The organism is Paludibacterium sp. (assembly GCF_019232825.1).
GTDB lineage: Bacteria > Pseudomonadota > Gammaproteobacteria > Burkholderiales > Chromobacteriaceae > Paludibacterium.
On the sequence record NZ_JAFAND010000062.1, the window covers coordinates 1 to 26,153 of the forward strand.

Below are 26,153 nucleotides of genomic sequence, written 5' to 3' on the forward strand. Positions count from 1 at the left end.
GGCAAACCTTAAAAAGCCAAACGGCCCCGAGCGGGGCCGTTTGGCATGGAAGCGGAGCGATTAAACGCGCTTCTTGAACTCGCCACCGTCGCGGGTGTCGATTTCAATCTTGTCGCCGATTTCGACGAAGGCCGGTACCGGCAGTTCGAAGGTGGTGCCCTTCAGGCGGGCCGGCTTCAGCACCTTGCCCGAGGTGTCGCCGCGTACGGCCGGTTCGGTGTATTCGACTTCGCGCACGATGGTGGTCGGCAGTTCGACCGAGATCGCCTTGCCTTCGTAGAAGGTCACGTCGCACTGGTCTTCCATGCCGTCGACCAGGAAGTTGAGTACATCGCCCAGGTTGTCGGCTTCGACTTCGTACTGGTTGAATTCTTGGTCCATGAAGACGTACATCGGATCGGCATAGTACGAGTAGGTGCAGCTCTTGCGGTCGAGCACAACGACGTCGAACTTGTCGTCGGCGCGGTATACGGCTTCGGACGCAGTGCCGGTCAGCAAGTTCTTCATCTTCATCTTGACGACGGCGGCGTTACGGCCGGATTTGTTGTACTCGGCCTTCTGCACGACCATCGGGTCGTTACCAAGCTTGAATACGTTGCCAGCGCGGAGTTCCTGTGCGGTTTTCATTGCTAAACAGTCCTGTTGGGAATCGATTTCCGACAAAACCTCATATTGTATTGATTTCCAATGAAATGCGCCAGTTTGGGCATGGAAATTTGTTGGTTTTCCGGGACGGAAGAAGCGATGGCGTGAGACGGCGCCAGGTTGGGCTGCGGAGGCGATCGAGCGGGCCAAGAGAGAGCAGGCTAGGGAATTGTGCCTGCCCTGTGAGCAAAAGAGAATCTATCTTTATATAAAGACAAAATAATTTGTCATGAAGATGTCTTAAAAGCGACAACTTCGTTGTAACAACTTTGCAAAAAAGTGTTTCTCAAGTATCTTTCGCCGCCGCAGGCATCCGTCTGCGAGGAACTAAAAACATAATCACACGGTGAGAACGATGAAAACGCTTAAACTAGCCCTGGCGCTATCCCTGGCTGGCGGCATGGCCGCCGCGCACGCTGACTATACCTTCGGCGACGTCAGCATCAACCAGCTGAACTGGTCCGAGTCCACGCTGAACAGAACGCAAAACTCGGCCTTCGGCGCGAAGCGCAACTTCCAGTATCTGGAAGCCGAAGGTGGCGCGGGCCGCGCGTGGGGGGATATCTATGGCTTCTTCGACCTGGAAAACTGGAACCGTCATGACCCGCAAATGCCGTCTGGCGATCAGCGCTACACCACCAAGGTCGTTGCCCGCTTCAACCTGACCGAAGTGGCCGGTCTGCCGGTCAAGCTGTATACCCACGTCTACGACACCCGCGACAGCGACACCGATCCGGGCCACCAATTCTTCGACCAGAACCGCGTGCTGGGTCTGAGCACCGACCTGAGCTTCGGCAAGCTGTGGGTACACCCGTTCCTCGGCCGCCATCAGGAAATGAAGTACGGCGTCGGCACCCACATGAACGGCTACATGGCCGGTTATGTCGCCGGTTATGACTTCGAGCTGTTCGGTCAATCGTTCGCGGTGACCCAATGGCATGAAACCGAGTTCGATCGCACGCATTACTTCACCGGCGTGGCCGATCCGGCTGGCGTCGAGCAGAAGAAGACCGGGCAGAACGGCGCGGTCGCGCTGTGGTGGAATGCCACCAAGCACCTGACCACCGGCGTGCAATACCGCTACGCGGTGAACAAGCTGGGCACCGCCGGCAACGAGTACGCGTGGATCTACTCCGCCAAGTACAACTTCTGATCGGTGGTGGGTTCGCCGAGAAAGGCCATCCGCGCGCGGATGGCTTTTCAGGCTGTTGATTTAGTGGTTTGCAACGGTTTCGGAGGTCCCGGCAAAGCCGGGCCTCGGAGACAACTCACTGATTTTTCAGCCTGTCCATCGAATCCCCATCCCCCTGCCCTTGCCCTGCAAGGGAGCCTCCGCTCCGCGGAGAAGGGTTTGTCAGCAAGCTGAAAAGCCATCCGCGCGCGGATGGCTTTTTTATTTATGCCTCGTCGCGCTTCGCGGCGATGAAACGCATGAGCCGGGTGGCCAGATCGCCGCCGGCGAGCAGGGCGCGTGGCCATTCGGTGGCGTGAACCGTCAATTCGAGGCGCTTGGCGATGAATTGCCGCCACGCGGGGACGATGGCCTGGCAGTGGTTCCAGGCATGATTGAGCGCCAGCATCGCCTGCTGCACTTCCGGCGCCACTCCCTGCAGATAACGGGTGCAGAAGGCGTCCAGTTTGACCCAGTGCGCCGCGTCTTCCTGTGGATAGATGTGCCAGATCATCGGTTTGCCGGCGAGCTGGGCGCGCATGAACGAGTCTTCGCCGCGCACGAAGTTGACGTCACAGCTCCACAACAGCCGGTCGTAGGTGTCCTGATCGCTGAACGGCAGTACGTGCAACGTCAGCGCGCCGGCTTGCGCATGATCGCCGGCGGCCAAGGGGCCGCGGGCAAGCCCGGCGGCGATGTCGCTCAAGATGCGGCCTTCCGGCACGAGACAGGTCACCGGCTGCGGGCCGGATGCCCAAAACCGCATCAGTTCGCCGATGGCGGCGTTTTCGTAGGCGAACAGGCTGACGATCAATGCGTCGGGGTCGAGTGGCGGCAGGCCGAGGCTTTGCAGAAACAGGTCTCTGTTGTTCGGATCTTGCTGCCATTGGCGTGCCTGCGTCACGATGTCGCGCTCGGCGATGATGCCGCCAGTGCGGGCGGTGAAGCCGGGAAAGAAGAAATAGCGGTTGATGCCGTATTTCGGGTGCGGCGAGACCATGCCGTGGCAGCACTCGATCCATTCCTCGGCGGTCAAGTATTCCAGATTGAGCCAAAGCGGCGGGCGGCGGCAACGCGCCATTGCCGTCAGGAACGGCTCGGGCAGCGTGCAGCCGAAGGCGTCGAGCACCACGTCGCCCGGCAGCGCGTCGGCGGGGAGTTCCGTTGTCCAATGCAGCACTTCGATGCCACGGTGATCCTGACGCGCCAGATTGGGACTGATGTCCGGGCATAGCCGGGAAAAGCTGCGCAGATCGTCCACCCACAGGCGCACGCGTTGGCCGTGTTCCTGACAGAGTTGGCGCGCCAGACGCCAGGTGACGCCGATGTCGCCGTAATTGTCGATCACATTGCAGAAAATATCCCAAGACAGGGCGGGGGTGGTCGATGGCATGCGCATTCTCAATACGGTTAAGGCATAAGCATACCATCTCGACCCGCGCCCCGGGCCGGCGGACCGGCCCGCCGCGCTACACGCTCAGCAGCAGGAAGCGCCGCTCCCAAGGACTGATGACGTCGAAGTATTCGCGATACTCCAGTTCCTTGATGGCGGCGTAGGCGTGGATGAAGCGCTCGCCGAACACGTCGATCAGCGGCTGGCAGCCGCTCAGCATATCGATGGCATCGTCAAGGTGGCGCGGCAGCTGGTGCGGCTGTTCGTAGGCGCTGCCGGACAACGGCTCGGTCGGCTTCAAGCCTTCCTTCATGCCCAGGTAGCCGCAGGCCAGACTGGCGGCGATGGCGAGGTAAGGGTTGACGTCGACGCCGGGCAAGCGGTTCTCCACCCGGCGCGCCGCCGGGCTCGAATGCGGCACGCGCAGTCCGCACGTGCGGTTGTCGTAGCCCCAGGACAGGTTGATCGGGGCCGAGGTGTAGCGCGACAGCCGCCGGTAGGAGTTCACATAGGGCGCGAAAAACGGCATCGCCGGCGGCAGGTATTTCTGCATGCCGGCGATGAAATGGAAAAACCGCTGGGACGGGCTGCCGTCCGGTTCTGAAAACACGTTTTGCCCGGTGCGGCTGTCGACCAGGCTCTGGTGGATGTGCATGGCGCTGCCCGGCTGGCCCTGCATCGGCTTGGCCATGAAGGTCGCGTACATATTGTTGCGGTAGGCCACCTCGCGCACGGTGCGCTTGAACAGAAACACCTGATCGGCGAGTTCCAGCGCGTTGCCGTGATCCAGGTTGATCTCCATCTGCGCCGGTCCCATTTCGTGGATCAGCGTGTCGATCATCAAATTCTGCTTTTCGCACCAGTCGTACAGCATGTCGAAAATCTCGTCGTACTCCGAGATGGCGTCGATGCTGAAGCTTTGGCGGCCGGCCTCGGTGCGCCGGGTGCGGCCGATCGGCGGCGAGAGGGGAATATCCTCGTCCGGCTGGATTTCCACCAGATAGAACTCCATCTCCGGCGCCACCACCGGGGTGATGCCTTCGTCCTCGTAGAGCTTGAGGATGCGCTTCAACACATTGCGCGGCGACAGCTCGGCCGGCGTGCCGTCAAAGCCCACGCAATCATGGATGATTTGGGCGCTCGGCTCGGCGGCCCAGGGAATCAGGCGCAGCGTCGAGGCATCGGGGATCAGTCGTAGATCCGGGTCGGCTTCCGGAATCATGCTGGCTTCCGGATAGTCGCCGGTCACGCTCAATTCGAACACCGCCTCCGGCAGGCGCAGCCCTTCCCCTGGATCGTATTTGTGGCGCGGTACCACTTTGCCGCGCGCTAATCCGGTCATGTCCGGAATCAGGCATTCGATCTCGGTGATGCGGTGCTGGTCGAGCCAGGCGGTAATACTATCGGCGGGGTTCATAAGTCCTCGTTGAGCTTGATGGAAATGCGCTGTTAAAAATATTTAACGCCATTTCATCCTAGGAGGGCAGGGACGGACGTATCAATCTTTTTGTCATAAAATACCCACCTTGTTGTCGTTACCCAACAGAACCGGTCGAAAATCCGACCTGCTGGGGGAGCGTGAAGCGCGATACTATGCTGTATTCAAGAATAAGACTCTGACTTCGGTGTACCGTATGCCAACTGAATCGCAAGCCGAACCGCGACAGCGGAAATACCTGCGCCACTGGCGCCCCGTCCTGATCGCCGTCCTCGTGCTCTGGGGCCTGTCCTGGGGCTTTCTCGCGTTCGCCGCGCCGAACATGGCGCGAGACGCCGCCATGCGCTGGGCGCAAAGCATCGGCCGCAAGCTCGACATCGGCGCGGTGTCGATCAATCCATGGCGGATGAGCGTGACGCTCGAGGGAGTGCGGCTGGCCGACAAGGATGGCAGCACGATGTTCGCCGCCGCGCGCGTCGAGCTCGAGGCCCTGCCGCGTGCGTTGTTGATCGGCCACTGGCATGCTTCCATGTTGGCGTTGACGCGGCCGGAGATCGATCTGACCCGCGCGGCGGACGGCAGTTGGAACTGGGCGCGCTTCGCCAAGGATGCCAGCGGCCCGGGGCCGAAAAGCACGGGCAATCCGCCGAAAATTTTCCTCGACTGGCTGAGCGTCAACCAAGGCCGGCTGGTGTTCCGCGATCAGCTTGGCAACCCGGATCAGGCGCTCGATCTGCACCAGATCAACCTGAATCTGCACGATCTGAGCACCCAGCCGGGCGAAGGCGGCTACACCTTGACGGCGAGCCTGGGCGATAAAACGCGGTTGAAATGGCGCGGCTTGATCGGCTTGGACCCCATGGCTTCCTCCGGCCGTCTCATCGTGAGCCAACTGCCGTTGACCGACATCTGGGATTATCTGAAACCGTATGCGCGGCTGGCGCCGCCCGCCGGCAGCCTGTCGCTCGACCTGAACTATGTCTTCGATCTCAAAGACCAGGCGCCGCATTTGACGCTGAGCACGCTATACGGCCGCATCGATGGCCTGGGGCTGGTGTCGCCCGATGGCCGCAGCCATTTGGCGCTGGGCCAACTGGCGCTCGAGGATGGGATTCTGGATCTGCAGCAGCAGTCGCTATTTTTTAAACGGGTGCATTTGAGCGACGGCCAGGTGGACGCGCTGCGCGACGCGGCGGGACAGGTCAACTGGCAGGCCGTGCTGCCGCCGCCCGCGCCCGCGCCGGCTAAGCCCGTCAAGGCAAGCCGTCCCGGCTGGAAAATTCAGGTCAATGATCTGCGTTTCGATAACTGGCGCTTGCGGCTGCAGGATAACAGCCGCGCGCAGGCGATCGAGCTGCAGAGCGCGATGCCGTATCTGTCGCTGGGGGTGCGTCTCTCCCCGCGCGGCGAACTGGGCATCGACAAGGTAAGCGCGAATCTGTCGGGGTTGACGCTGGCGCCGCAGGGGCAGCCGCCCGTGCTGTCCGTGGCCCATGTGGGGCTCGGCGAGGCGGCGCTGTCTGGCCGTCAGATCCATGGCGGTCTGCTGACACTGCAACAACCCGAACTGACGCTGATTCGCGACGCCGCCGGGCGGATCAACCTGGCTTCGCTATTGGCCGCGCCGGCGGGCAAGCCCGCCGCCAAGCAGGAGGACCGGGGCGCGCCGTGGCAAGTGACGATGCCGCGTCTGGCGATGGCGGACGGCCGTGTCGTCTGGCGCGATCAAGCACTGGCGCGTCCGGCGGAGGTGATGTTGGCGCCGATCTCCGGCAGCCTGACGCCACATAGTGCCGACAGCCAGGTCGATGTGACGTTCGAGGTGCATTCGGGCGGTGGCCAGCTGAACTTCGACGGCCAGCTCGATCCGGCCGCGCCCGGCGTGCAAGGCAAGCTGACGGCGCGCGCCGTGCCGCTCGCGCCCTGGTCGCCGTATCTGCTGTCCAAGACGCCGTTGTCGATGCCCAAGGGTACGCTGGCCGGCGCGCTCGATGTGCGCTTCGCGCCGTCGGGCTGGCAGGTGACCGGCGGCGCCGGCATCAATGATCTGCGGATCATGGAGCCGGGCGAGAAGCAGCCGCTGCTGGGCTGGCGCGCGTTGACCCTGGCCGGCATCAAGGCGGCGGCGAGTCCGCTGGCGCTGACGGTGCGCGATGTGACGCTCGACCGGCCCGTGGCGCGGCTGATGTTGGATCAGCATCGCATCAGCAATCTGAGCCGTCTGTTCGGCGCGGCCCCGCAAGGCGACGCCGCGGCGCCCGCGCCCGCCGCCTTGCCGCCGAAAGCGGCAAAACCGCCGCTGGCGTTCGACGTGCGCATGATTCACGTCAGAAACGCCGATGTGAACTTTGCCGATTTGGGTATGAAGCCGGCGTTCGGCACGCAGATCAACCACTTGTCCGGCTCGATCAGCGGCTTGTCGTCCAAGCCCGGCAAGCGCGGCGCCATCGCGCTCAACGGCCTGGTCGACCAGGCGGGCGACGTGCGGGTGCGCGGGGCGCTGGCGCCGCTGGCGTTTACCGACAACGCCGACATTCATCTGATGTTCCGCAATATCCCGCTCAATAGCCTGGATACCTATTCGGAGAACATCGCCGGCTGGCAGATCGTGGATGGCAAGCTATCGGTCGAACTCGCTTATGAGTTCAACCAGCGCAAGCTCAATGGCGATAACCGCATCGTCGTCGATTCGATCAAGCTCGGCCAACAGGTCGAGCGGCCGGGCGTTTCGCGCTTGCCGCTGTCGCTGGCGGTGATGGTGCTGCAAGACAGTAATGGCCGTATCGATCTTCATCTGCCGGTCAGCGGCGATCTGGACGATCCCAAGTTCAGCTACGGCGGCGTGGTGTGGCAGGCCTTCGTCAATGTGATTCAGAAGGTGGTGACCGCGCCGTTCCGCGCGCTGGGCGAGCTGTTGGGGCTGCAAGGCTTCGACGACGTGCGCTTTGTGACCGGCGAGGCCACGGTGACGCCGCCGGAACGGCAGAAATTATCGCAGCTTGCGCAGATGCTGAGCCAGCGTCCGCAGTTGCGTCTGACGATCGCCGGTACCTGGGATCCCGTCGCCGACCGGCGCCAATTGGCCCGTGCGCGGATCGACCGCGCCATCCTGAAGGCCGCTGGCGTGGCGCTGCTGCCGGATGAGCCGCTGCCGGCGATCGATAGCCAGGATGTCGATATGCAGACGGCGATCAAGACCATGTACGCCGAGCGTGTCGGCCGGTTGAAGCTCATGGCGCGCATGGTGTCCGGCGGGAGCGGGCCGGCCTTCTACGATGGCTTGCGTCAGGAGGCGATCGCCGCCGAGAAGGTCGCCGACGCCGATCTGCTGGCGTTGGCCAACGCCCGCGCCAAGGGGGCGCAGCAATTCCTGGCGCAGGCGTATCCGGATCTGGCCGCGCGCATTGCGCTTGGCACGCCCAAGACCGCGCAGGCAAGCGCCGACGGTGTGCCTTTGGCAATTGATCTGACAGGGCGTTGAGAAACCTTCCGTGTTGGCGGTTGATGCGCTACAATGCGGCATATAGTGCGCCACGGGTTGGCGGACACAATATATAGTATAGGGGCCGGTGCCGACGTTTTCCTGCGAGAACGCTTTGCCCGGTCCCTAGGCGTGATGAGAGGACCGTGCCGTGAAACAGGAAAATGTAGCCGCCATGACCGAGCAGGATATTTCCCGCGAAGTGCTGCTGGAGAAATATGCCAAGAACGGCGAGGGCGACGTCTCCGAGGTGCGCCGCCGCGTGGCGCGCGCCCTGGCGGCGCCGGAGAAGGATCCGGCCCGTTATGAGGAAGAGTTTTATGTCGCGCTCGAGGGCGGTTTCATTCCCGGCGGCCGCATCAATTCGGCCGCCGGCACCGACCTGCGCGCCACGCTGATCAACTGTTTCGTGCAACCGGTCGGCGATTCGGTCAGCGAGGCCATCGACGGCAAGGTGGGCATCTATTCGGCGCTGCTGCAGGCGGCGGAAACCATGCGCCGTGGGGGCGGCGTCGGTTACAACTTCAGCCGCATCCGCCCCAAGGGCGCGCGCGTCAAGGGCACCAACAGCCGTGCCTCGGGTCCGGTTTCCTACATGCGTGTATTCGACCGCAGCTGCGAAACCGTCGAGTCCGCCGGCGCCCGCCGCGGTGCGCAGATGGGCGTGCTCGATTGCAGCCATCCCGACGTCGAGGAGTTCATTCATGCCAAAGACCATGGCGACCTGAAGAACTTCAACATCTCGGTCGGCGTGTCGGACGAATTCATGCAGGCGGTCGAAAATGACGGCATCTGGCAACTGGTGCACAGCGTCGAGCCGTCGTCCAAGGCCTTTCCCGACAGTTTCCGCCGCGAAGACGGCCTGTGGGTGTACCGCGAGGTGCGCGCCCGTGACCTGTGGCAGCAGATCATGGCCTCCACCTACGACCATGCCGAGCCGGGCGTGTTGTTCATGTCGAAGATCAATCGCGACAACAACCTGAGCTATTGCGAGGTGATCGAGTCGACCAATCCGTGCGGCGAACAGCCGCTGCCGGATTACGGCTGCTGCGATCTGGGATCGATCAATTTGACGCGTTTCGTGCGCGATGCCTTTGGCGACACTCCCTCGTTTGATGAGGCGACGTTCGAGCGCGTGGTGAAAAGCTCTGTCCGCATGCTCGACAATGTGCTCGACCTGACCGTGTGGCCGTTGCCGGAGCAAGAGCGCGAGGCGCAAAACAAGCGCCGTGTCGGTCTGGGCTTCACCGGGCTTGGCGACACGCTGATCATGCTCAAGATCCGTTACGACAGCGACGCCGGTCGCGCTTTCGCCGCCCGTGTGTCCGAGGTGATGCGCAATGCGGCATATGACGCCTCGGTGGACCTGGCGGTGGAGAAGGGCGCCTTCCCGCTGTTCGACGCCAAGAAATATCTGGCCGAGCCGCATTGCGCGAGCCGCCTGCCCAAGGCCATCAAGGACCGCATCGCCAAGCACGGCATCCGCAACTCGCACCTGCTGTCGATCGCGCCGACCGGCACCATTTCGCTCGCTTTTGCCGATAACGCCTCGAACGGCATCGAACCGCCGTTCTCCTGGTTCTATACCCGCAAAAAACGCATGGCCGACGGCACGACCCAGGAATATCTGGTCGAGGACCACGCCTATCGCGTCTACCGCATGCTGGGCGGGGATGTGAAGAGCCTGCCGGACTACTTCGTCTCGGCGCTCGACATGAGCGCGCTGGACCACATGCAGATGGTCGCCGCCGTCGCGCCTTACGTCGACACGGCGATTTCCAAGACGGTCAACGTGCCGGCCGATTATCCGTTCGAGGACTTCGAGTCGCTGTATCTGCAGGCGTGGCGCGCCGGGCTCAAGGGCATCACCACTTACCGGCCGAACAACGTGCTGGGCGCCGTGTTGTCGGTCGAGCCGGCCAAGGAAACGCCGCAAGATCTGTCGGCGAGCCAAGAGGGCGATCCGGACCGTCGCATCACGCTCAATACCGCGCCGAGCCCGGCACTGGCGAGCCTGAAGTGGCCGAACCGGCCTAAGCTCAAGCACGGCAACCCGTCCTGGACCTATATGGTCGAGCATGACAGCGGCGACTTCGCCGTGTTCATCGGCCATGTGGAAAACGGCCACATGCAGCCGTTCGAATGCTGGGTCAACGGCAACGAGCAGCCGCGTGGACTGGGGGCCGTGGCCAAGACGCTGTCGATGGACATGCGCTGCCGCGACGTCGAATGGCTGACCATGAAGCTGGAGTCGCTGGCGCAGACCTTCGGCGACAAGCGTTACACCGTCGAGCTGGGCGACCGTCCGGTGCACGCCACCTGCGCCGCCGCGGTACTGGCGCACATCGTGCGTCATCGCGTCGAGGAGCTGGGCGCGCTGACGCCGCAGGCGGGAGACACCACGCCGGTGATTGACGCCATGTTCGCGCGCAAGGAGCCGAAGTCCGGCGCCGACGGCACCATGAGCTGGTCGGTCGATATTTCCAATCCGCAGACCGGCGACGATTTCGTGCTGTTCCTGAAGGAGCTGGTGCTGCCGAACGGCCAGCGCCGTCCGTTCTCGATGTGGATGGCGGGCAGCTATCCGCGCGAACTCGATGGTTTGTGCAAGATGCTGTCGATGGACATGCGCGTCATCGATCCGGCTTGGATCGGCATGAAGCTGCGCAAGCTGTTGACCTACGCCGAGCCGCAGGGCGACTTTTTCGCGCGCACGCCGGATAGCGAGAAATCGCAGAGCTGGCCGTCGACCGTGGCCTATATGGCCCGTCTGGTGATCCACCGTTACGCCATGCTCGGCATTTTGACCGAGGAAGGTTTCCCGGTGGAGAACATGGGGGTGATGGTGCCGGAGCAGGGCGACCTGTTCGACGAAGGCGGCGTCGAGAAGATGAAGCCGGTGGCCGGCAAGCCGTGCCCGGAGTGCGGCAACCACGCGTTGATCAAACGCGACGGCTGCGAGTTCTGCACCGCCTGCGGTCACGTCGGCGCTTGCGGTTAAACCCGCCGCGCGACCGAAAAAGCCTCCCACGGGAGGCTTTTTTCATGGGTGTTGCCGTCCGAGCGCGAACAGCAGCAGCATGCCGACGGCCATGATGGCGGCGGTGACGATGAGCGCGCCATGATAGCTGCCGCTCGACGTGGCGATATAGCCCGCCATGACCGGGGCGATGATCTGCGCCACGCCGTAACTCAGCGTCAGGCGCGCCATGGCCTTGGCCGGATTGGCCGGGAAGTGGCGTCCCACCAGCGACAGCGTCAGGCTGACGATGCCGACGAAGGTGCCGCCATAGAGCACCGCGCTCAGCAGAATGAGCACCACGTCGCCACTGGCCGCGGGCAACACGACGGAGACGATTTGCAGACCATAGGCCCATAGCAGCGCGGGAATCTGTCCGGTACGGCGGGCGATACGGTCCCACAAGAAACAGGAGCCCATCGCGGCGAGGCCGACCACGACCCAAACCCAGCCGCCACGGCCGGCCATGAGCGGCAGTTTTTCGACGATGGCGACGATGAAGGTGGCGCTGATGACGTAACCGAAGCCGGCGCAGAAATAGGCGCTGATCAGCAGCGTCATCCACCGGCGCGACGGTGGCGGCGCGGTGTGCGCAGCCCCGGCGTGCTTGGCGGCCGGCGCGGGCAGCCACCGCCAGGCCGGTACGAAAAACGCCGCGCCAAGCAGCCCCAGGCCCAGCCACTGCCCTTGCCAGGCGAGATGGTCGATCATTGCCGTGACGGCGAGGCCGGAGACGACGATGCCGACGCCCATGCCGGTGAAGTGCAAGCCCAGCGACGGCGCATGACCATGGCGGATCAGCCAGTTCAACACCAGTCCAGATGCCAGCAGCAGGCCACCGGTGCTGGAGATGCCGGAGAGAAAGCGCAGGATGGCCCATAGCGTCATATTGTCGGTCAAGCCCATTGCCATGGTGCTGACGACCGCCAGCACGAGACTTAGCCGGTAGAGTTGGAATTTGCGTGTCAGGTTGCCGATCATGGCAACCGCCAACGCGCCTAGCATATAGCCCAGGTAGTTGAACGTGGCGAGCCAGCCGCCGGCGAGATCCGACAGACCCGCCTGATGCCGCATGACCGGCAACAAGGGGGTATAGGCAAAGCGGGCAATGCCGACCGTCAGAATCAAGGCGCAGATGCCGGCGCTGATGACGCGCAAGCTGTCATAGGCGTGAGGCGGGCGCGTAAGGGTGGTTTCCATGATGGACTCTTCGCGAGTTGACGATGGCCCCATGCTAGCGAGGCAGCGGTTGCCATTCTTTGGATAAGATGACTAGATTTATCGATGAAAAGACAATCGTGAGCCACCGCCATGCCATCCCCGACTGACTGGATCGCCATCGATGTTCCCGAGCTGGATGCGCTGCCGATGGCGGTGACACCGCGCTCGCAGAATCTGGCCGCGCGCCAGCGGTTTCCGTTGCATGCGCACCGATGGCATCAGTTGGTCTATGCCACCGCCGGCACGCTCGTCGTGACGGTCGCCGGCGCGTGGTATGTGATTACGCCGGAGCAGGCGATTTGGGTGCCAGCGGGGGTGCCGCATACGACCGGCACGTTGCAGGGGGCCGAATTTCGGAATTTGTACGTTGCCGATATGCCCGGGGTGACGATGCCGTCGCGGTGCACGGTGTTCGCGGTTACCGCGTTATTGCGCGCGTTGATCGTCGAATTGGAAGCGGTGAGCCATCGGGAGGAGGACAGCCGCTATATCGATCAGCTCAATGCGCTGGCCCTGGCGCAGCTCGCACGATTGCCGGCACAGGACTTTTATTTGCCGTGGCCGCACAGCGCGCGTTTGACCACGATCTGCCTGGCGCTGTATGCCGATCCCGCCGATGCGCGCGGACTGGCGTTGTGGGGGCGGGAATTGGGCGCGTCCGGGCGCACGCTGGCGCGTCATTTCGAGAAGGAGGTCGGTTTGAGCTTTCGCGCTTGGCGCTATCGGCTGCGGTTGTTTCTGGCCATCGAATGGCTATGCGCGGGGCGCAGCATCACCGATATCGCGTTGTCGCTCGGGTACGCCTCGACTGCCGCCTTTACCTATATGTTCCGTCAGGAGATGGGCGCGGCGCCCACGGTGTGGCGCGAGCGCAAAGCGGGCGGGTTGCCGTCGTCCCCCGTCCTTGGCTAAAATCCGCCGCAAACGACAAGGAGAAAGACCTCATGATGCGGGTAAAAGAGAATCCGGCCGATATCGGCCGCTGCGGCTGCGGCCGCCGGGAATATTGCGACGGCAGCCACGGTTTGACCGAAGAGCAATGGCAGGCGCTGCAGGCGAAGGAGCGCGCCGAGGCCGAGGCGGCGCAAACCGGCGGCGATGCCGAGCCGCGTTTCGACTGAGCGCCGCCAACAAAATACGCTTTGGGTAGCGTGCGTTCGCGAAGCAACGCACGGCCGCACCTGTCTCAGTGCGGCGAGTTGCTGCCGCAACCGCCGCAGCTCCCGCATCCGCCGGCACAACCGCCGCTTTTGGCGCTGGCGCGCAGCTTGCGCGCCACGTAGACGACGCAGACCACGACCAGCGCGCCGATGATGGCATATTGGATCCACAGTCCGTGATTCATAGTAAGGCCCCCGCGAGATGATAGGTGGCGAATGCCAGAACATAAGCCACGATGAACATGTAGCTGAACGACAGCACGACCTTGCGCCATGAGCCGGTTTCGCGCCGGATCACCGCCAGTGTCGACATGCACTGCGGCGCAAAGGCGAACCAGACCATCAGCGACAGCGCGCTGGCCAGCGAGAAATGGCCGGTCAGTACTTGGCCCAGCGTGCCCACGTCGGCGTTATTGCCCACCGCGTAGACGGTGGCGAGCGTCGCCACGGCGGTTTCGCGTGCGGCAAAGGCCGGGATCAGCGACAAAGTGATCTGCCAGTTGAAGCCCAGCGGTTCGAAAACGTGTTGCAGCGCCCGTCCGAGCATCCCGGCGAAGCTGTAATCGATGGCCGGACCCGTGGCGCCGACCGGCGGCGACGGGAAGGTGGCGATAAACCACATGACGACCGTGAGAGCCAGGATGACACCGGTCAGCCGGCGCAGAAAGATCGCGCCGCGTTCCCACAGGCCTAGCGCGACGTCGCGCGCATTCGGCAGGCGATAGGCCGGCAGCTCCATCAGCAGCGCGTGTTCGCGCTGGTCGCGCCCCAGACGTTTGGCCACCCAGCCGACCACCATGGCGCCGACGATGCCGAGCATATAGAGCGCGAACAGCGTCAATCCCTGCAAATTGAATAGCCCCCACACTTTGGTGGTGGGGATGAAGGCGCCGATCAGCAGTGCGTACACCGGCAGCCGCGCCGAGCAGGTCATCAGCGGCGCGACCAGGATGGTGGCCCAGCGATCGCGCGGGTCGGTGATGCTGCGCGTGCCGATGATGCCGGGAATGGCGCAAGCGAAGCTCGATAGCAGCGGGATGAAGGAGCGTCCCGTCAGCCCGACCGATACCATCAATCTGTCGAGCAGGAAGGCGGCGCGCGGCAGATAGCCGGATTCCTCCAGCAGCAGAATGAATAAGAACAGCACCAGAATCTCGGGCAGGAAGCCCAGCACGGTGCCGACGCCGCTGAGCACGCCATCGCAAATCAGGCCGCGTAGCGGTCCGGCGGGCAGTCCGGCGCCGACGATGGCGCTCAGGCTGTCGAAACCGTCGCCGATGGCGTCGGTCATCGGCTTGCCGAGCGAATAGACCGCCTGGAACACCAAGAACATCACCGCGGCCAGAATGATCGGTCCGATGACCGGGTGCAGGGTCCAGCGGTCGATGGCGTCGACGACCTTATCGGAGGCGTGCGGCATGGTCACCGTGGCCCGCAGGAGCGCGCGCACCTCGGCGTGCAGATCGGCGCTCTCGTCCATCGCGGCTGGCTGTGGCGTCAGCGACGGAATGCCTTTGTCCACCAGATCGACCAGCGCGCGCGCGCCGCCGCGTCGCACCGCCACGGTCTGCACCACCGGCATGCCAAGCTGGCGTTCCAACTCGGCCACGTCGATGCGGATGCCGCGATGGCGGGCGGCGTCCATCATATTGAGCGCCAGCACCATCGGCCGTCCGAGACGTTTGACTTCGAGCACGAAGCGCAGGTGCAGCCGCAGGTTGGTGGCGTCGGCCACGCAGACGATCATGTCGGGTACGGCTTCACCTGGATAGTGGCCCAAGAGCACATCGCGGGTGATGCGTTCGTCCGGGCTCGTCGATTCGAAGCTGTAGGCGCCCGGCAGGTCGAGCAGGCGGATGGCGCGGCCGGACGGCGCGGTGAAGCGGCCCTCCTTGCGCTCCACCGTGACGCCGGCGTAATTGGCGACCTTTTGGCGAGCGCCGGTCAACTGGTTGAATAGCGCGGTTTTGCCGCAGTTGGGGTTGCCGACCAGGGCAATGCGCAACGTGGCTTCAGACATGGGCGTGCTCCGGTTCTTCGATCACGACGCGGCTGGCCTCGGCGCGGCGCAGCGCAAAGCGGGTGGAGCCGACCTGAATCAAAATCGGATCGCCGCCCCAGGGCGCGCGCGCCACCACCCGTACGGGCTCGCCCGCAACAAAGCCCAGGTCGCGCAGGCGTTGGGCGATGGCGTCGGCGGCATACTGATCGTCGACGTGGCGGACCACGGCGTGCGTGCCGTTAGGGAGGTCGGTGAGGTTCATGGTGATGGCCTTAAATAGTAATCGTTCTCATTATGATTTTGGCCACATTGTCCTGACAAGGACATTTTGCGGGAATGACTTAAAGGTTGACTTCCATCAAGCGGATTGCGCCAACTCGCGCAGCACGCGCTCGCCGAACTCGTCCACCGGCAGATAGGCCAACAGACGGTCGCCGTCGCGCGCCGCCGACCACCAATTGTTTTGTTGCAGGGTAAACAGGCCGAGCCGGGGGTGGCTGAATGTTTTGAGCTGATTCTCGATGGCGCGCACCTCGTAACGTTGCCAGGCGTCGCGAAATGCCGGCGAGGCCGCCATGAAGCGGTCCAACAGCGTTTCCCATAACGGTTCGTGGCGGTGTTCGGCCATGGCGCTGCGGAACTGGGCCACCATGCGCGGCACGGCATCCTCCCAATTGGCCAGACTTGCCTGCCAAGCGCTGTGCGTCAGCGCCAGGTAGATGCAATTGCGGTCTTCCGGCGCGATGCGCGCCAGATCGACGCCGACCATGCGGCAGTAGGATTGATTGAAGCCGAGAATGTCGTAACGCGCGTTCTGGATCAGCGCCGGTATCGGGTCGAGTTGGTCGAGCAGGCGCTGCTGCATGGTCGAGAGCGCCGGACAACCTGCCGGCGCGGCGGGACGCTCCGGTTGTTTCAGCCCGGCCAGCGTGAACAGATGACGGGTTTCCGCTTCCGTGCATTGCAACGCGCCGGCCACCGCCGCGAGCACCCGGGAGGAAACCCGGATCGGCCGGCCCTGCTCCAGCTTGGTGTACCAGGTAATGCCGATGTCGGCCAGCGCGGCGACGTCTTCGCGCCGCAGTCCCGGCGTGCGTTTGCGCCCGCCGCGCGCGATGCCCAGCCGGCCGGGGTCCAGGCTTTCGCGTCGGGCGCGCAGGAAGGCGCCCAGTTCGTGCGCGTTGCTGTCGTGCAGTGCGTCGGTTATGTCCATCGGTTTCCGCTCCGTTGCCTGGCACAATTTATACCAGGCTAAGCAAACTCTGGTGCCAGTCTGAGAGACTTCCCATACTACTTCCACATAATCATATTGTGGAGATAAATGATGAAGAAGCATGCAACTACTGGTCATTTGGGGATGGCCGGCTTGTGGGTGCTGCTGGCTGGACAGTTATTGCCGCAGGTGGATTTTTCCATTGTCAACGTGGCGCTGGCGGATCTGGCCCGCTCGCTGTCCGCCACGGAAACGGATCTGGCGCTGATGGTATCGGTGTATGGCGTGGCGTTCGCCGTTTGCTTGGCTTTGGGTGGGCGGCTGGGCGACAACTTTGGCCGCCGCCGTCTGTTCAATATTGGCGTCGCGCTGTTTGGCATGGCCTCGTTGTTGTGCGGACTGGCGCCGTCGATGGGCTTTCTCTTGGCGGCCCGGGTGTTGCAGGGGCTGGCCGCCGCCCTGTTGGTGCCGCAGATTCTCGCCACGATCCATGTCTGCCTGAGCGGCCACGCCCATTCGCGCGCGCTGGGCTTCTACGGCGCCGTCGGCGGGCTGGCGTTCATCATCGGTCAAGTGCTGGGCGGATTTTTGGTTTCCGCCATGGGATGGCGCAGTGTGTTTCTGATCAATTTGCCGATCTGTCTGGCGGTTCTGGCGCTGTCGCGGCGCATGTTGCCCGAAACCCGGCGCGAGCGCGCCGCGCACATCGACGTGCCCGGCACGCTGGTGCTGACGCTGCTGATTCTATGCTTGTTGCTGCCGTTGGCGCTCGGTCCGTCGCGCCACTGGTCCTGGCCTTATCTGGCGATGCTGTCGATGGCATTGCCGCTCGTCGCGTGGCTCGCGCGCGTTGAACTGGCGCAGGAACGGCGAGGTCTTGTGCCGTTGCTGCCGCCTTCGCTGTTGCGTATCGGCAGCGTGCGCTTCGGCTTGCTGGTGGCGGTGCTGTTTTACAGTTGCTGGAGCGGTTTCATGTTCGTGATGGCGTTGGCGTTGCAAACGGGGGCTGGCTTGTCGCCGCTCGCTTGCGGCAACGTATTCATTCCGCTGGGCGCCGCCTATTTTGCCAGCTCGCTCGTGAGTGCCCGGCTGGCGGCTCGGCTCGGGCGCCTGCGCGCGCTTTTGTTGGGCTCCTCGGTGCAGATGGCTGGGCTGTTGGGCATCCTGCTCAGTTGCCGGCTGGCGTGGCCGCATCCCAGTCTGCTGTCGTTGGCGCCGGCGCTGATGCTGGTCGGCGCCGGTCAGGCGCAGATCGTCAGCAGTTTTTTCCGTATCGGCTTGTCCGACGTGCCGGCTGATCACGCCGGCGCTGGCAGCGCCATGTTGACCACCGTGCAGCAGGCGGCGTTTGGTTTGGGGTCGGCCGTGCTGGGCGCGGTGTTTGCGCAAACCTTCGCCGGCGGCGGCGACGCGCTGGCGGCGTTGTTTGCCGCCATCGGCGCCGAATTCGGCCTGATGATGCTATTGCTGGCCAGCACGCTGGCGTATGGCTGGCGCGCGCGGCGTGCTGGCGCGCTCAGGCCAACACCGTGCGGCGCGGCATCACGAGCCGGCTGATGAGTCCGGCGGGATAGGGGAGGCTGCCGGATACCCCCAAGTGCCGCCGCAGCCACAGCAGGATGCCCGGCACCAGCCGCACAAACTGCTCGGCGGCGCAATGGCCGGCATGCTCGATCAGCCAAACCTCGGCGTTGGCGAGGCCGGCGAAGCCCTGCGTGTCCTGCAGGCCGACATAGGGGTCGTTGCGGCCGTTGATCACCAGCAGCTTGGCCTTGGGGGGCGCGATCAGCAAGCCTTGATGCGCTAGCGAGAACTCCTGTGTCAGCTGGTTGGCCTGCGCCTCATCCGGCATGGCGGAAAGCTGCATGGCATTGGCGATGGTGCCGGTCAGCGCGTTGTTGAGCGTGAGCGGGCTCGATCCGGGCTGGGTATCGAACCCGACCGGGCCGCCGATGTCCACGGCCGCGTCGACCGCGCCCTGCATGGCGAGCTTGGCCGCCCAATGCCCGCCGATGCTGATGCCGAGCATGCCGGTGCGCGCCGATGGATCGCGCAGTTGGTCGATCACCTGGCGATAGACTTCCTGACTGTCCGGCTCAAGCGGCAGCGTCGTTTCTCCTGTGCCCGGCATGTCGAGCGCGCACACGCGCAAACCGCCATAACGGGCGAGCGCCACGGCCAGCTGATGTAGTTCGAATTTGCCGATGTACACCCCGCCGCTCAGGCATAGCAGCGGTCTTGGCCGGCGGGCCGGCGCCGCCGGTTCGAACAGGTGCGCCATGATCTGGCTCGGCCCGGCCGCGGTGCGGATATCGAGCGACTTGCGTTCGAAGCGGCAGGGAAATTCCGGCGCCGCGCGTAGATAACAGCGGATCTGATCGGCCAGCGCCTGCTTGCGCTCCGGCGTGTTGATCACCGGGAAACGCGCCGCGCCATGACACGCCGAGGCCTCCAGCCAGCGCTCGGCGCGCTCCGCCTGTTTGGCGTGCAACGTCCATTCATGGGTCCAGGCGCCGGGCCCGGTGCCCCAGAAATTGGTCACGTGGCTACGCACTTGGCGCAACGACCGGCGGGAAATGCCCTGGGCTTTCAGCTGCCAGGCGCGTTCGTCGAAGAGCGCCTGATAGTCCAGATCAAAGGTAAACATGCGGATTCTCGGCCTTATGCGGTGAGTCCGAATCGACGGCGGATCGCGCGAAACGGGCAATGGCATTGCGCGGGTTGGTGATAAACCGGCTTATTATGATAAGAAGCGGTGCGTCATGACAACTTGATGATAGTCAGCACTGTGGTCTGCGAGGTCACAACGGCTTTTCCCTATGATGCGCGCCGGACAAGGAAAAAAAGCGATCTCAGGCACTAACGTCGATCTGTCCGCCGCTGCCGTCGTCGATCGCGCTGGCGGCTGATGCGCTGTTCGCCGCATCGACATCTGCGATTGCCTTATCGGCGTCGGAGAGACTCTCATCCGTTTTCGACAGGTCGTGTTGGGCATCCTTATGGGAGCGGGACAGTGATTTGAGCATCTGCCGCATGGCTTTGATCTCGGCGGCCAGTTCTTTCAATGTGCTGGAGAGCGCGTCGCCGGCGGTGTTGCCGATGGATCCCGTGGTCGTGGTCGAACCGGCGCCGGCCGCGCCGCTGCTGTCCGTGCCTGCCGCCGCGTTCGTTGACGCGGTTGTGTCGCTCATGGCCTGGGTTGGCGCATTGTCCGCGCCATCCACGCTGACGCTGACGGCGATCGTGCTTCCACCATCCGTGCCGTTGCCGTTCAGCGATTTTAGCTCCCCAGCGATCGATTGCAGCTCTTTCGCCAGCTGCGCCAGTTGTTGCGCCAAGCCCTTGACCGTGGCCGGCGACGCCATGGCCATCATCTGCCGCAGCGCCTTAATGCGTTGCTTGAGCATCTCGGCACGCTGTCCCAGCACCGCGCGTTGGCTGGCACGCGTCGAACTCGATATCGCGGACGCTTGCTGTTTGGCTTGTTGCCGAGATTGGGCCAAATGGCTGAGCGCCTGCTGGATCGTGCTGCTGAGCGTCACGCGGTCGGTGGCGCTATCCGTGAGGTTCGCGGCGGCGGCTGCCGGCTTGTTCCGGGAGGTGGCGGCGGTGCTCAGTGTGACCGTTATCGGCTGCGTTAGTATGCGAATTTGCATATTTATAAAAATTATCGATGACGATGATATATCGTCCACGTAGACCATTTCTTGAGCGCGCAGTCTCATGCAGGCATGCGCGCGCGACGTTCGGCGCGCGCCGCGATATGCGCCTGCAACAGCGCGCCCAGGCGTTCGGTGGCTTGCCGCAACGTGTCGTCTGGCACCGAGGCGAACGCCAATTGCAAGGCCGGCGGGTAGCGGCGAAGCAAGGCCAGCGAGGACAGGGGGCGCACTTGTATGCCTTGGGTGCACAGTTCGTCGGCGATCGCTTGATCGTCGAGGCCGGATGGCAGCCAGAGCACGAAATGAAAACCGCAGTGCTCGCCAGACAGCCGCGGCCGCTCGATCCAACGCCCCAGTTCTTGCACCACCACGTCGCGCCGGCGCTGGTAGATGCGCCGCGCTTGGCGGATATGGGCGTAGAGGTCGCCCGATTCGATCATCGAGGCCAGCGCCTGCTGTTCGATCAGTCCCGGATAGGCGCCGGCGGCATACAGGCGCTGGATCAGCGCCGGGCGCCAGCTTTGCGGCACGATCATGAAGCCGATGCGCAGCGAGGCGTACAGTAGCTTGTTGAAGCTGCCGCAGAACAGCACGCGGTCGTCGCGGTCGCTGGATTTGAGCGCCGGCGGCGGTGACTTCAGGTAGTTGTATTCGCTGTCGTAGTCGTCTTCGATCACCAGCGCACCATGGCGTCGCGCCCAGTCGAGCAGGGCCACCCGGCGCGAGGCGCTCATCGTGTAGCCGAGCGGCGACTGGTGGGCGGGGGTGACGTAGACCGCCGCGCACGGCGTATCGCCCAGCGCCTCGACCTGGAGCCCTTCGCTGTCGACCGCAGTCGGGCGCAACGTCAGACCGCGCGATTCGAAAATCTCGCGCGCCTGGCGGTAGGTCGGATCCTCCAGCGCCACGGTCGCTCCCTGGGGTAACAAGCCGGCCACCAGGCTGAGCGCCTGGCGGATGCCGGTGGTGATCACCACGTCGTCCGCCTGGCATTCGATGCCGCGCACGCCACGCACATAGTCTGCGACCGCTTGGCGCAGCCGGCACAAGCCGCCGAATTGCATCAAATGCATATCGTCCACCGCGATTTCGCGCGTCGCGCGCGTCAGGTGCTGGCGCCATTTCGCCAGGTCCAGCAATTGCGGGTCGGCGGCGCGGGCGATGAACGCCTCTCGCGCCGGACCGGGCGCACAGTTGAGCCGGCCCTGCGTTTCCGGCGCCGGAATCGGCTTACCGATCGCAGCGGGCGCGACGGCGCGGGCGACGCGGCAAGGCGTGTCCGGCAGCATGAAATGCTCGGGCAAGGCGGCGGTGACGAACGTGCCGGCGCCTTGGCGCCGTTCCAAATAGCCCTCGATGGTCAATCGCTCGTAAGCCTGCTCCACCGTGCCGCGCGACAACGACCAGCGCGCCGCCAGCTCGCGCGTGGACGGCACCTGTTCGCCCAGGCGCAGGCGGCCGTCGATGACCGCCTGACGCAGACTGCGGTAAACCTGATCCTGGCGGGTGAGATTGGCGGGCGCTTCGAGCAGGGGGATATCCAGGGTTTTGACGCGACGCATTTTAAGAGCCCTTAAGTGGTCCATTCAAAAAAGCATGAAGTGGAACTTCATTGTGAACCAATATGCAATTAGGATTATCGGGCGTCAAGAAGAAAATAATTAAATGGAGCCGATTATGAAAATTTATTTGTCATTACCTCGCCGCTTCAACATATTGTTAAGTAAGTGGTTTTCCGGCATGACCACGCATGTGCGCTATGGCTATCGCGCCGATGTCGAGGCGTGGGTGCACTGTTCACATGCCGCAGCGACGGGCGAGGCACGCATAGACTGCCCGCACTGCCGCGCCGCCAGATTGCCGCCGGTTTAAAGGCGGGGCGGGTTGTACCGAGTGGATCGGCCCCTGCGCGCTTCGGGACAGGATGCGCGGTGGAAGGAAGGTCAAAACAACGATTAGAGGAGAGAACCTTCCGGCTGAATCTGCTTTTCATAAGACAAAAGAGATCAAGGAGAAAGCAGAATGACGATCGGAGAAAAATGGCGCCAACACCGTCAGGCTGTTGGCCATGCGTGGTACTGGGGCATGGGCTTGCAAATCAACCAAGCCCTGCATGATAAATCTGTGCTGACGGCCATGCGACGTGCCCAGGCAATGCCCGTGGTGTGTGGTTGCCCGGATGGCGTGCAGTGCAGCCTGTGCGCACCGATTACCGACGGCGAGGATTGACGCCGCGTATCCGTTTACGGAATAGAGCGGCCAGCGCATAGACGCTGGCCGCTCTATTTTCTAATCGTTGCGCATCAGCCGGTAAGCCAGCCGCCGCTGCCACGCGCGCGGCACAAAACGGTTGCCGAACACCGTCAGCGCGTTGAGAAGCCCGGGCACCACGGCGGCGCGGCGCGCGGCGAGCGCCGACAGTGCCCGGCGCACCACGGTCTTGCTCTGCATGATGACCATGCGTTGGTAGGGGGTGGGCTGCTGTCCCGAGACGTCGAAGAAATGCGTGGCGGTGACGCCGGGCGACAAGACGGTGACCTGGACGCCGTGCGGCTTGAGTTCTTCGTGCAGAGCCTCGCCCAACAGCAATACGTAGGCTTTGCTGGCACAGTATGCGGCGTAGGTCGGGGTGGCCTGGTAAGCGCCGACGGAGGCCACCAACAGAATTTGGCCGTGTCCGCGCGCCGCCATGTCGGCGGCAAAGAGCCGCGTGAGCTCGGTCAAGGCGACGATATTGAGTTGCAGCATGCCCTGCAGACGGTCGAGCGGTTGCTGATGAAACGCGCCATGCACACCGAAACCGGCGTTGTTGACCAATAATTCGACCGGCAAGCCCAGTGCGTCGATGCGTTCTTTGAGCGCTTGCGCCGCGCCCGGGGCGGCCAGATCCTGCGGCAAAACTTCCACCGCCACCCCGTGCTGGGCGATAAGCGTATCGGCCAACTTCCGCATCGGCGCCAGACTGCGCGCCACCAACAGCAGCGAATAGCCTTGCGCCGCCAATTGGCGGGCGAAATCGGCGCCTAGGCCGCTGGATGCGCCGGTGACCAGTGCCCAGCGCTTGTCTTGCTGATTCATCGCTCCGCTCCAATAAAATGACTAATGGTCATTTTTTATCACGAATAGTGCGCCCGTCGCAAGCCACCCGTTGCACGCTCGGCGACACATCTCTTATATTCGAGATAAATCTGCAACAACAAAGGGATAACCATGAACTTCCTGCCTCACTTGGCCATGGTGGCCGCCGTCATGCTGCTGGCCTGCATCAGCCCCGGTCCCGATTTGATCGCGGTGTCCTCGCATGGCTTGAACAGCCGCCGCGCCGGGCTCGCCGTTGCCGCCGGCATTGCCTCCTCTCACGCCGTTTGGGCCGCGCTGACCATCTTTGGCCTGGGGCTGCTGATTAGCCAATTGGCCGGCCTGTACTGGGTGATTCGCATGGCCGGCGCTTTATACCTGCTGTATCTCGGCGTGGGCATGCTGCGTGGGTTGTGGCGGCCCGAACAGGAAAGCGCGCTCGCCCGGGCCGAAACGCGCGGCGCCGCGGCCGCCTACAAGAAGGGATTGACCGTGGGACTCACGAACCCCAAGGCGGCAACCTTCTTCGGCAGCCTGTTCGTGACGTTGTTGCCGGTGCATGCACCGGTCTGGGTGCTGGGTATGACGTGGCTCAGCGTGGTGCTGGTGTCGATCGGCTGGTTCAGTCTGGTGGCCTGTCTCTTCTCGACCCGCGCCGTGCAGCAAGGTTACGCGCGCCTAAGAAAACCGATCGATGCCGTGATGGGAACGCTGCTCTTGGCGCTGGGCGCGCGGCTGGCGCTTGATCATTGACGATTTTCCGGCGGGTGCTGGTATTTATTGCGCACGTGCAACGCCGACTTGATCGCCACGCTGATCAGGGTACCGATCGCGATCAGCGTGAGGATGATGTCGATCACGCTGACGTCGGCGGGCAGCGACCCCAGCAGCAATGAACGCGTGCCCCACACCCCGAGGATGATGCTGGCCGCGCTGGTGATCAGTTTGGAGAAGTCCGCCAAGAGTATCGTCGCCGAGGTGGTGATGACCAACAACACCACCAGCAGGCAGACGATATATTCCACGTAGAAAGGCCGCTTGAAGTTACCGGAGAAGGCGATGGTCGGCGGGTGCGCGGTGGTGATGGCGTCGACGTTCTTGATGATCGTGTTTTGATTATTGACGAAATGCGGTATCTGCTCGTCGACGGACAGATTCAGGTTATTGCTGCCTGACCCGATGAAGGTCGATTTTCCTTTGTCCACCCGTTCGGCGCTCAAGGCGACGTCGACCTGATATTGATCGAACGGGTAAATGGAAATATCGCCATCAATTGGCATGACAATGTCGTGCTCAAATTCGCCGTTGTTGGCGGGCACGTCGAAAGACACGCTCTGCGGCACGCGGTTGTCGTTGTTCTCCTTTAAATAGAACGTGGACATGTGCAGCCGCATGACGTGGCCGCCGCAGTCCTGCCAGCAATCATGGTAGCCCGAGACGACAAACTTGATCGTCTTGCCGACCGGGTCGATGTCCTTGGCCAAAAGCTCCAGCTGCACGAATTCGTTGCGCTTTTTGGCGTTCGGGTGGGCGAGGATCAGGCTGGTGGCCTCGTCGCTGGCGGCGTTGGATTGTACTGAGGCATACAACGATTTCAGCGCGAAGGGCATGCCGGAGAGAATGGTCAGGAGCAGGATGGCAATCGAATAGTTGATGGTATTGATCAGCCATTTGCGCTGCCGAAACGGTTTTGTCATGACGGGCTCCTGTCATGTTGGCGATGTCTTCCCCGTTCCTTTCTAGCATGTGACGCGCGCGTTTGTGGGTCTCAATCGAGCAGCCCCGCTGCCGCCGCGGTGAGCGATTCGGTTAGACGGCTGATCAGCGCGCTTTCCATTGCCCAGCGATGCCAGTAAAGCGGCAGATGAAACGGCCGCGCCGGACTCAGGTCCACGAGCAAGCCACGCTTCAGCCGCTCGCCGATGAGTAGATTGGATACCAGGCCGAAACCGGCGCCTGCCGCGATGACGTCGACGAATTCGTTGATGGATGGGATCAGGTGAAAGGGAAACGCGCCGGTAAAGCGGGGGTGCTGTTGCGCGAGAAAATCGAAATGCAGCGGATCGTCATGACTGACGAGGACAGCGGGCGCGCACGCAAGCGCTTCATCGGTCAGCCCGTCGGGGAAATGGCGCGCGGCAAAGTCCGGCGTGGCCACGCAATAAAAGCGCATGGCGCCAAGCTCGGTCACCTCGCCGCCGGGCAGGGCGGCGGCATGTTGGCTGATGCAACCGAGCACCGTGCCGTTGCGCATCATCTGCTGCGTGCGCGATTCGTCATCGACGTAGACCTGCAGCAAGCTGCGAGGAGAGTGGGGAATCCATTGCATGCAGGTCCGTACGAACCATGCCAGCGTGTCGTTGCTGACCGCGACGGCGACGACCTGATAGCTGTCGGCGTCGGCCTTCATCTTCTGTGCCAGCTCATGCTCGAGCAATGCCACCTGACGGGCGTGACGCAGTAGGTGCTCGCCTTGCGCGGTCGGCGCCATCGGCAGCGACCGGGTCAGCAGCCGTTGACCGACGCTTTGCTCCAACTGCGATAACCGCTGCGATACCGCCGACTGCGTGATATGCAGACGCTTGGCCGCCTTGTCGAAGCTTTGCTCGCGAATCACCGCGTCCAGGGCCGCCAAATGCTTGTAGTCGATGCGAAGCGCCACGATTAGCT

Annotated in this window: 23 protein-coding genes; 9 read left to right on the plus strand and 14 right to left on the minus strand. The window is 63.3% G+C overall.

All coding sequences use genetic code 11. The features are described from left to right. Positions 1-60: 60 nt before the first annotated feature. Entirely contained in the window at positions 61-627 is a 567-nt protein-coding gene (efp, locus tag JOZ06_RS07985) for an elongation factor P (protein WP_293231051.1), read from the minus strand. 373 nt (positions 628-1,000) lie between these two features. Between efp and JOZ06_RS07990 the strand changes: the two genes are divergently transcribed. Then, on the plus strand, positions 1,001-1,798 hold the full coding sequence (locus JOZ06_RS07990) for an outer membrane protein OmpK (RefSeq protein ID WP_293231053.1): 798 nt from the start codon (positions 1,001-1,003) through the stop codon (positions 1,796-1,798). Positions 1,799-2,042: 244 nt separating this feature from the next. Here the strand turns inward: JOZ06_RS07990 and earP are convergent, their stop codons facing one another. After that, positions 2,043-3,209: an elongation factor P maturation arginine rhamnosyltransferase EarP gene (earP, locus tag JOZ06_RS07995; protein ID WP_293231056.1), complete on the minus strand. Its 1,167-nt coding sequence runs from the start codon at positions 3,207-3,209 to the stop codon at positions 2,043-2,045. A gap of 76 nt (positions 3,210-3,285) precedes the next feature. Beyond that, a complete protein-coding gene (locus JOZ06_RS08000) occupies positions 3,286-4,626 on the minus strand; it encodes a glutamine synthetase family protein (protein WP_293231058.1) in 1,341 nt (446 codons plus the stop codon). Positions 4,627-4,843: 217 nt separating this feature from the next. On the opposite strand from JOZ06_RS08000, the gene JOZ06_RS08005 reads away from it, so the two are divergent. Both JOZ06_RS08005 and JOZ06_RS08010 read left to right on the plus strand, forming a co-directional pair. After that, on the plus strand, positions 4,844-8,128 hold the full coding sequence (locus JOZ06_RS08005; protein WP_293231060.1) for a DUF748 domain-containing protein: 3,285 nt from the start codon (positions 4,844-4,846) through the stop codon (positions 8,126-8,128). A 151-nt stretch (positions 8,129-8,279) separates the two neighbouring features. Then, a complete protein-coding gene (locus tag JOZ06_RS08010) occupies positions 8,280-11,129 on the plus strand; it encodes an adenosylcobalamin-dependent ribonucleoside-diphosphate reductase (protein WP_293231063.1) in 2,850 nt (949 codons plus the stop codon). A 42-nt stretch (positions 11,130-11,171) separates the two neighbouring features. Here the strand turns inward: JOZ06_RS08010 and JOZ06_RS08015 are convergent, their stop codons facing one another. Then, entirely contained in the window at positions 11,172-12,347 is a 1,176-nt protein-coding gene (locus JOZ06_RS08015) for a YbfB/YjiJ family MFS transporter (protein ID WP_293231066.1), read from the minus strand. Positions 12,348-12,458: 111 nt separating this feature from the next. Between JOZ06_RS08015 and JOZ06_RS08020 the strand changes: the two genes are divergently transcribed. Together JOZ06_RS08020 and JOZ06_RS08025 are read left to right on the plus strand one after the other, a co-directional pair. Next, positions 12,459-13,280, plus strand: coding sequence for a helix-turn-helix transcriptional regulator (locus tag JOZ06_RS08020; RefSeq protein ID WP_293231068.1), 822 nt, complete (start codon positions 12,459-12,461; stop codon positions 13,278-13,280). A gap of 32 nt (positions 13,281-13,312) precedes the next feature. After that, complete coding sequence (locus tag JOZ06_RS08025) at positions 13,313-13,489, plus strand: hypothetical protein (protein WP_293231070.1); 177 nt, start codon at positions 13,313-13,315, stop codon at positions 13,487-13,489. Positions 13,490-13,554: 65 nt separating this feature from the next. Here JOZ06_RS08025 and JOZ06_RS08030 read toward each other — a convergent pair whose 3' ends face one another. From JOZ06_RS08030 to JOZ06_RS08045, 4 genes are all read right to left on the minus strand, one after another. Further along, the gene (locus JOZ06_RS08030; protein WP_293231071.1) at positions 13,555-13,713 is read right to left on the minus strand and encodes a FeoB-associated Cys-rich membrane protein; all 159 of its coding nucleotides are present in this window, start codon (positions 13,711-13,713) and stop codon (positions 13,555-13,557) included. Further along, positions 13,710-15,548 (minus strand): ferrous iron transporter B, encoded by a 1,839-nt coding sequence (locus JOZ06_RS08035; protein ID WP_293231074.1) that lies wholly within the window; start codon positions 15,546-15,548, stop codon positions 13,710-13,712. The genes JOZ06_RS08030 and JOZ06_RS08035 overlap by 4 nt, the downstream gene beginning before the upstream one ends. Then, positions 15,541-15,792 (minus strand): FeoA family protein, encoded by a 252-nt coding sequence (locus JOZ06_RS08040; protein WP_293231077.1) that lies wholly within the window; start codon positions 15,790-15,792, stop codon positions 15,541-15,543. The genes JOZ06_RS08035 and JOZ06_RS08040 overlap by 8 nt, the downstream gene beginning before the upstream one ends. Positions 15,793-15,888: 96 nt before the next feature. Continuing rightward, on the minus strand, positions 15,889-16,743 hold the full coding sequence (locus JOZ06_RS08045; RefSeq protein WP_293231079.1) for a helix-turn-helix transcriptional regulator: 855 nt from the start codon (positions 16,741-16,743) through the stop codon (positions 15,889-15,891). A gap of 108 nt (positions 16,744-16,851) precedes the next feature. Between JOZ06_RS08045 and JOZ06_RS08050 the strand changes: the two genes are divergently transcribed. Next, positions 16,852-18,300, plus strand: coding sequence for an MFS transporter (locus JOZ06_RS08050; RefSeq protein WP_293231081.1), 1,449 nt, complete (start codon positions 16,852-16,854; stop codon positions 18,298-18,300). On the opposite strand, the gene JOZ06_RS08055 is transcribed toward JOZ06_RS08050, so the two are convergent. From JOZ06_RS08055 to JOZ06_RS08065, 3 genes are all read right to left on the minus strand, one after another. Continuing rightward, on the minus strand, positions 18,260-19,390 hold the full coding sequence (locus JOZ06_RS08055; RefSeq protein WP_293231084.1) for an alpha/beta fold hydrolase: 1,131 nt from the start codon (positions 19,388-19,390) through the stop codon (positions 18,260-18,262). The two genes, JOZ06_RS08050 and JOZ06_RS08055, sit on opposite strands and share 41 nt — an antisense overlap. A 205-nt stretch (positions 19,391-19,595) precedes the next feature. Then, positions 19,596-20,447: a hypothetical protein gene (locus JOZ06_RS08060; protein WP_293231086.1), complete on the minus strand. Its 852-nt coding sequence runs from the start codon at positions 20,445-20,447 to the stop codon at positions 19,596-19,598. Between the two features lie 17 nt (positions 20,448-20,464). Then, the gene (locus JOZ06_RS08065) at positions 20,465-21,967 is read right to left on the minus strand and encodes a PLP-dependent aminotransferase family protein (RefSeq protein ID WP_293231089.1); all 1,503 of its coding nucleotides are present in this window, start codon (positions 21,965-21,967) and stop codon (positions 20,465-20,467) included. Positions 21,968-22,082: 115 nt separating this feature from the next. On the opposite strand from JOZ06_RS08065, the gene JOZ06_RS08070 reads away from it, so the two are divergent. Together JOZ06_RS08070 and JOZ06_RS08075 are read left to right on the plus strand one after the other, a co-directional pair. After that, the gene (locus tag JOZ06_RS08070; protein WP_293231092.1) at positions 22,083-22,277 is read left to right on the plus strand and encodes a hypothetical protein; all 195 of its coding nucleotides are present in this window, start codon (positions 22,083-22,085) and stop codon (positions 22,275-22,277) included. A gap of 150 nt (positions 22,278-22,427) precedes the next feature. Then, entirely contained in the window at positions 22,428-22,634 is a 207-nt protein-coding gene (locus JOZ06_RS08075) for a hypothetical protein (RefSeq protein WP_293231094.1), read from the plus strand. 60 nt (positions 22,635-22,694) lie between these two features. Here JOZ06_RS08075 and JOZ06_RS08080 read toward each other — a convergent pair whose 3' ends face one another. Further along, positions 22,695-23,483 carry an SDR family oxidoreductase gene (locus JOZ06_RS08080; protein ID WP_293231097.1) on the minus strand — a complete coding sequence of 263 codons (789 nt, stop codon included), beginning with the start codon at positions 23,481-23,483 and terminating at the stop codon, positions 22,695-22,697. A gap of 132 nt (positions 23,484-23,615) precedes the next feature. On the opposite strand from JOZ06_RS08080, the gene JOZ06_RS08085 reads away from it, so the two are divergent. Continuing rightward, on the plus strand, positions 23,616-24,236 hold the full coding sequence (locus tag JOZ06_RS08085; RefSeq protein ID WP_293231101.1) for a LysE family transporter: 621 nt from the start codon (positions 23,616-23,618) through the stop codon (positions 24,234-24,236). Here the strand turns inward: JOZ06_RS08085 and JOZ06_RS08090 are convergent. Next, positions 24,230-25,180, minus strand: a complete 951-nt coding sequence (locus tag JOZ06_RS08090; protein WP_293231104.1) for a hypothetical protein — start codon at positions 25,178-25,180, stop codon at positions 24,230-24,232. The genes JOZ06_RS08085 and JOZ06_RS08090 overlap by 7 nt on opposite strands. Before the next feature lie 71 nt (positions 25,181-25,251). Next, on the minus strand, positions 25,252-26,145 hold the full coding sequence (locus tag JOZ06_RS08095) for a LysR family transcriptional regulator ArgP (protein ID WP_293231107.1): 894 nt from the start codon (positions 26,143-26,145) through the stop codon (positions 25,252-25,254). Positions 26,146-26,153 lie beyond the last annotated feature (8 nt).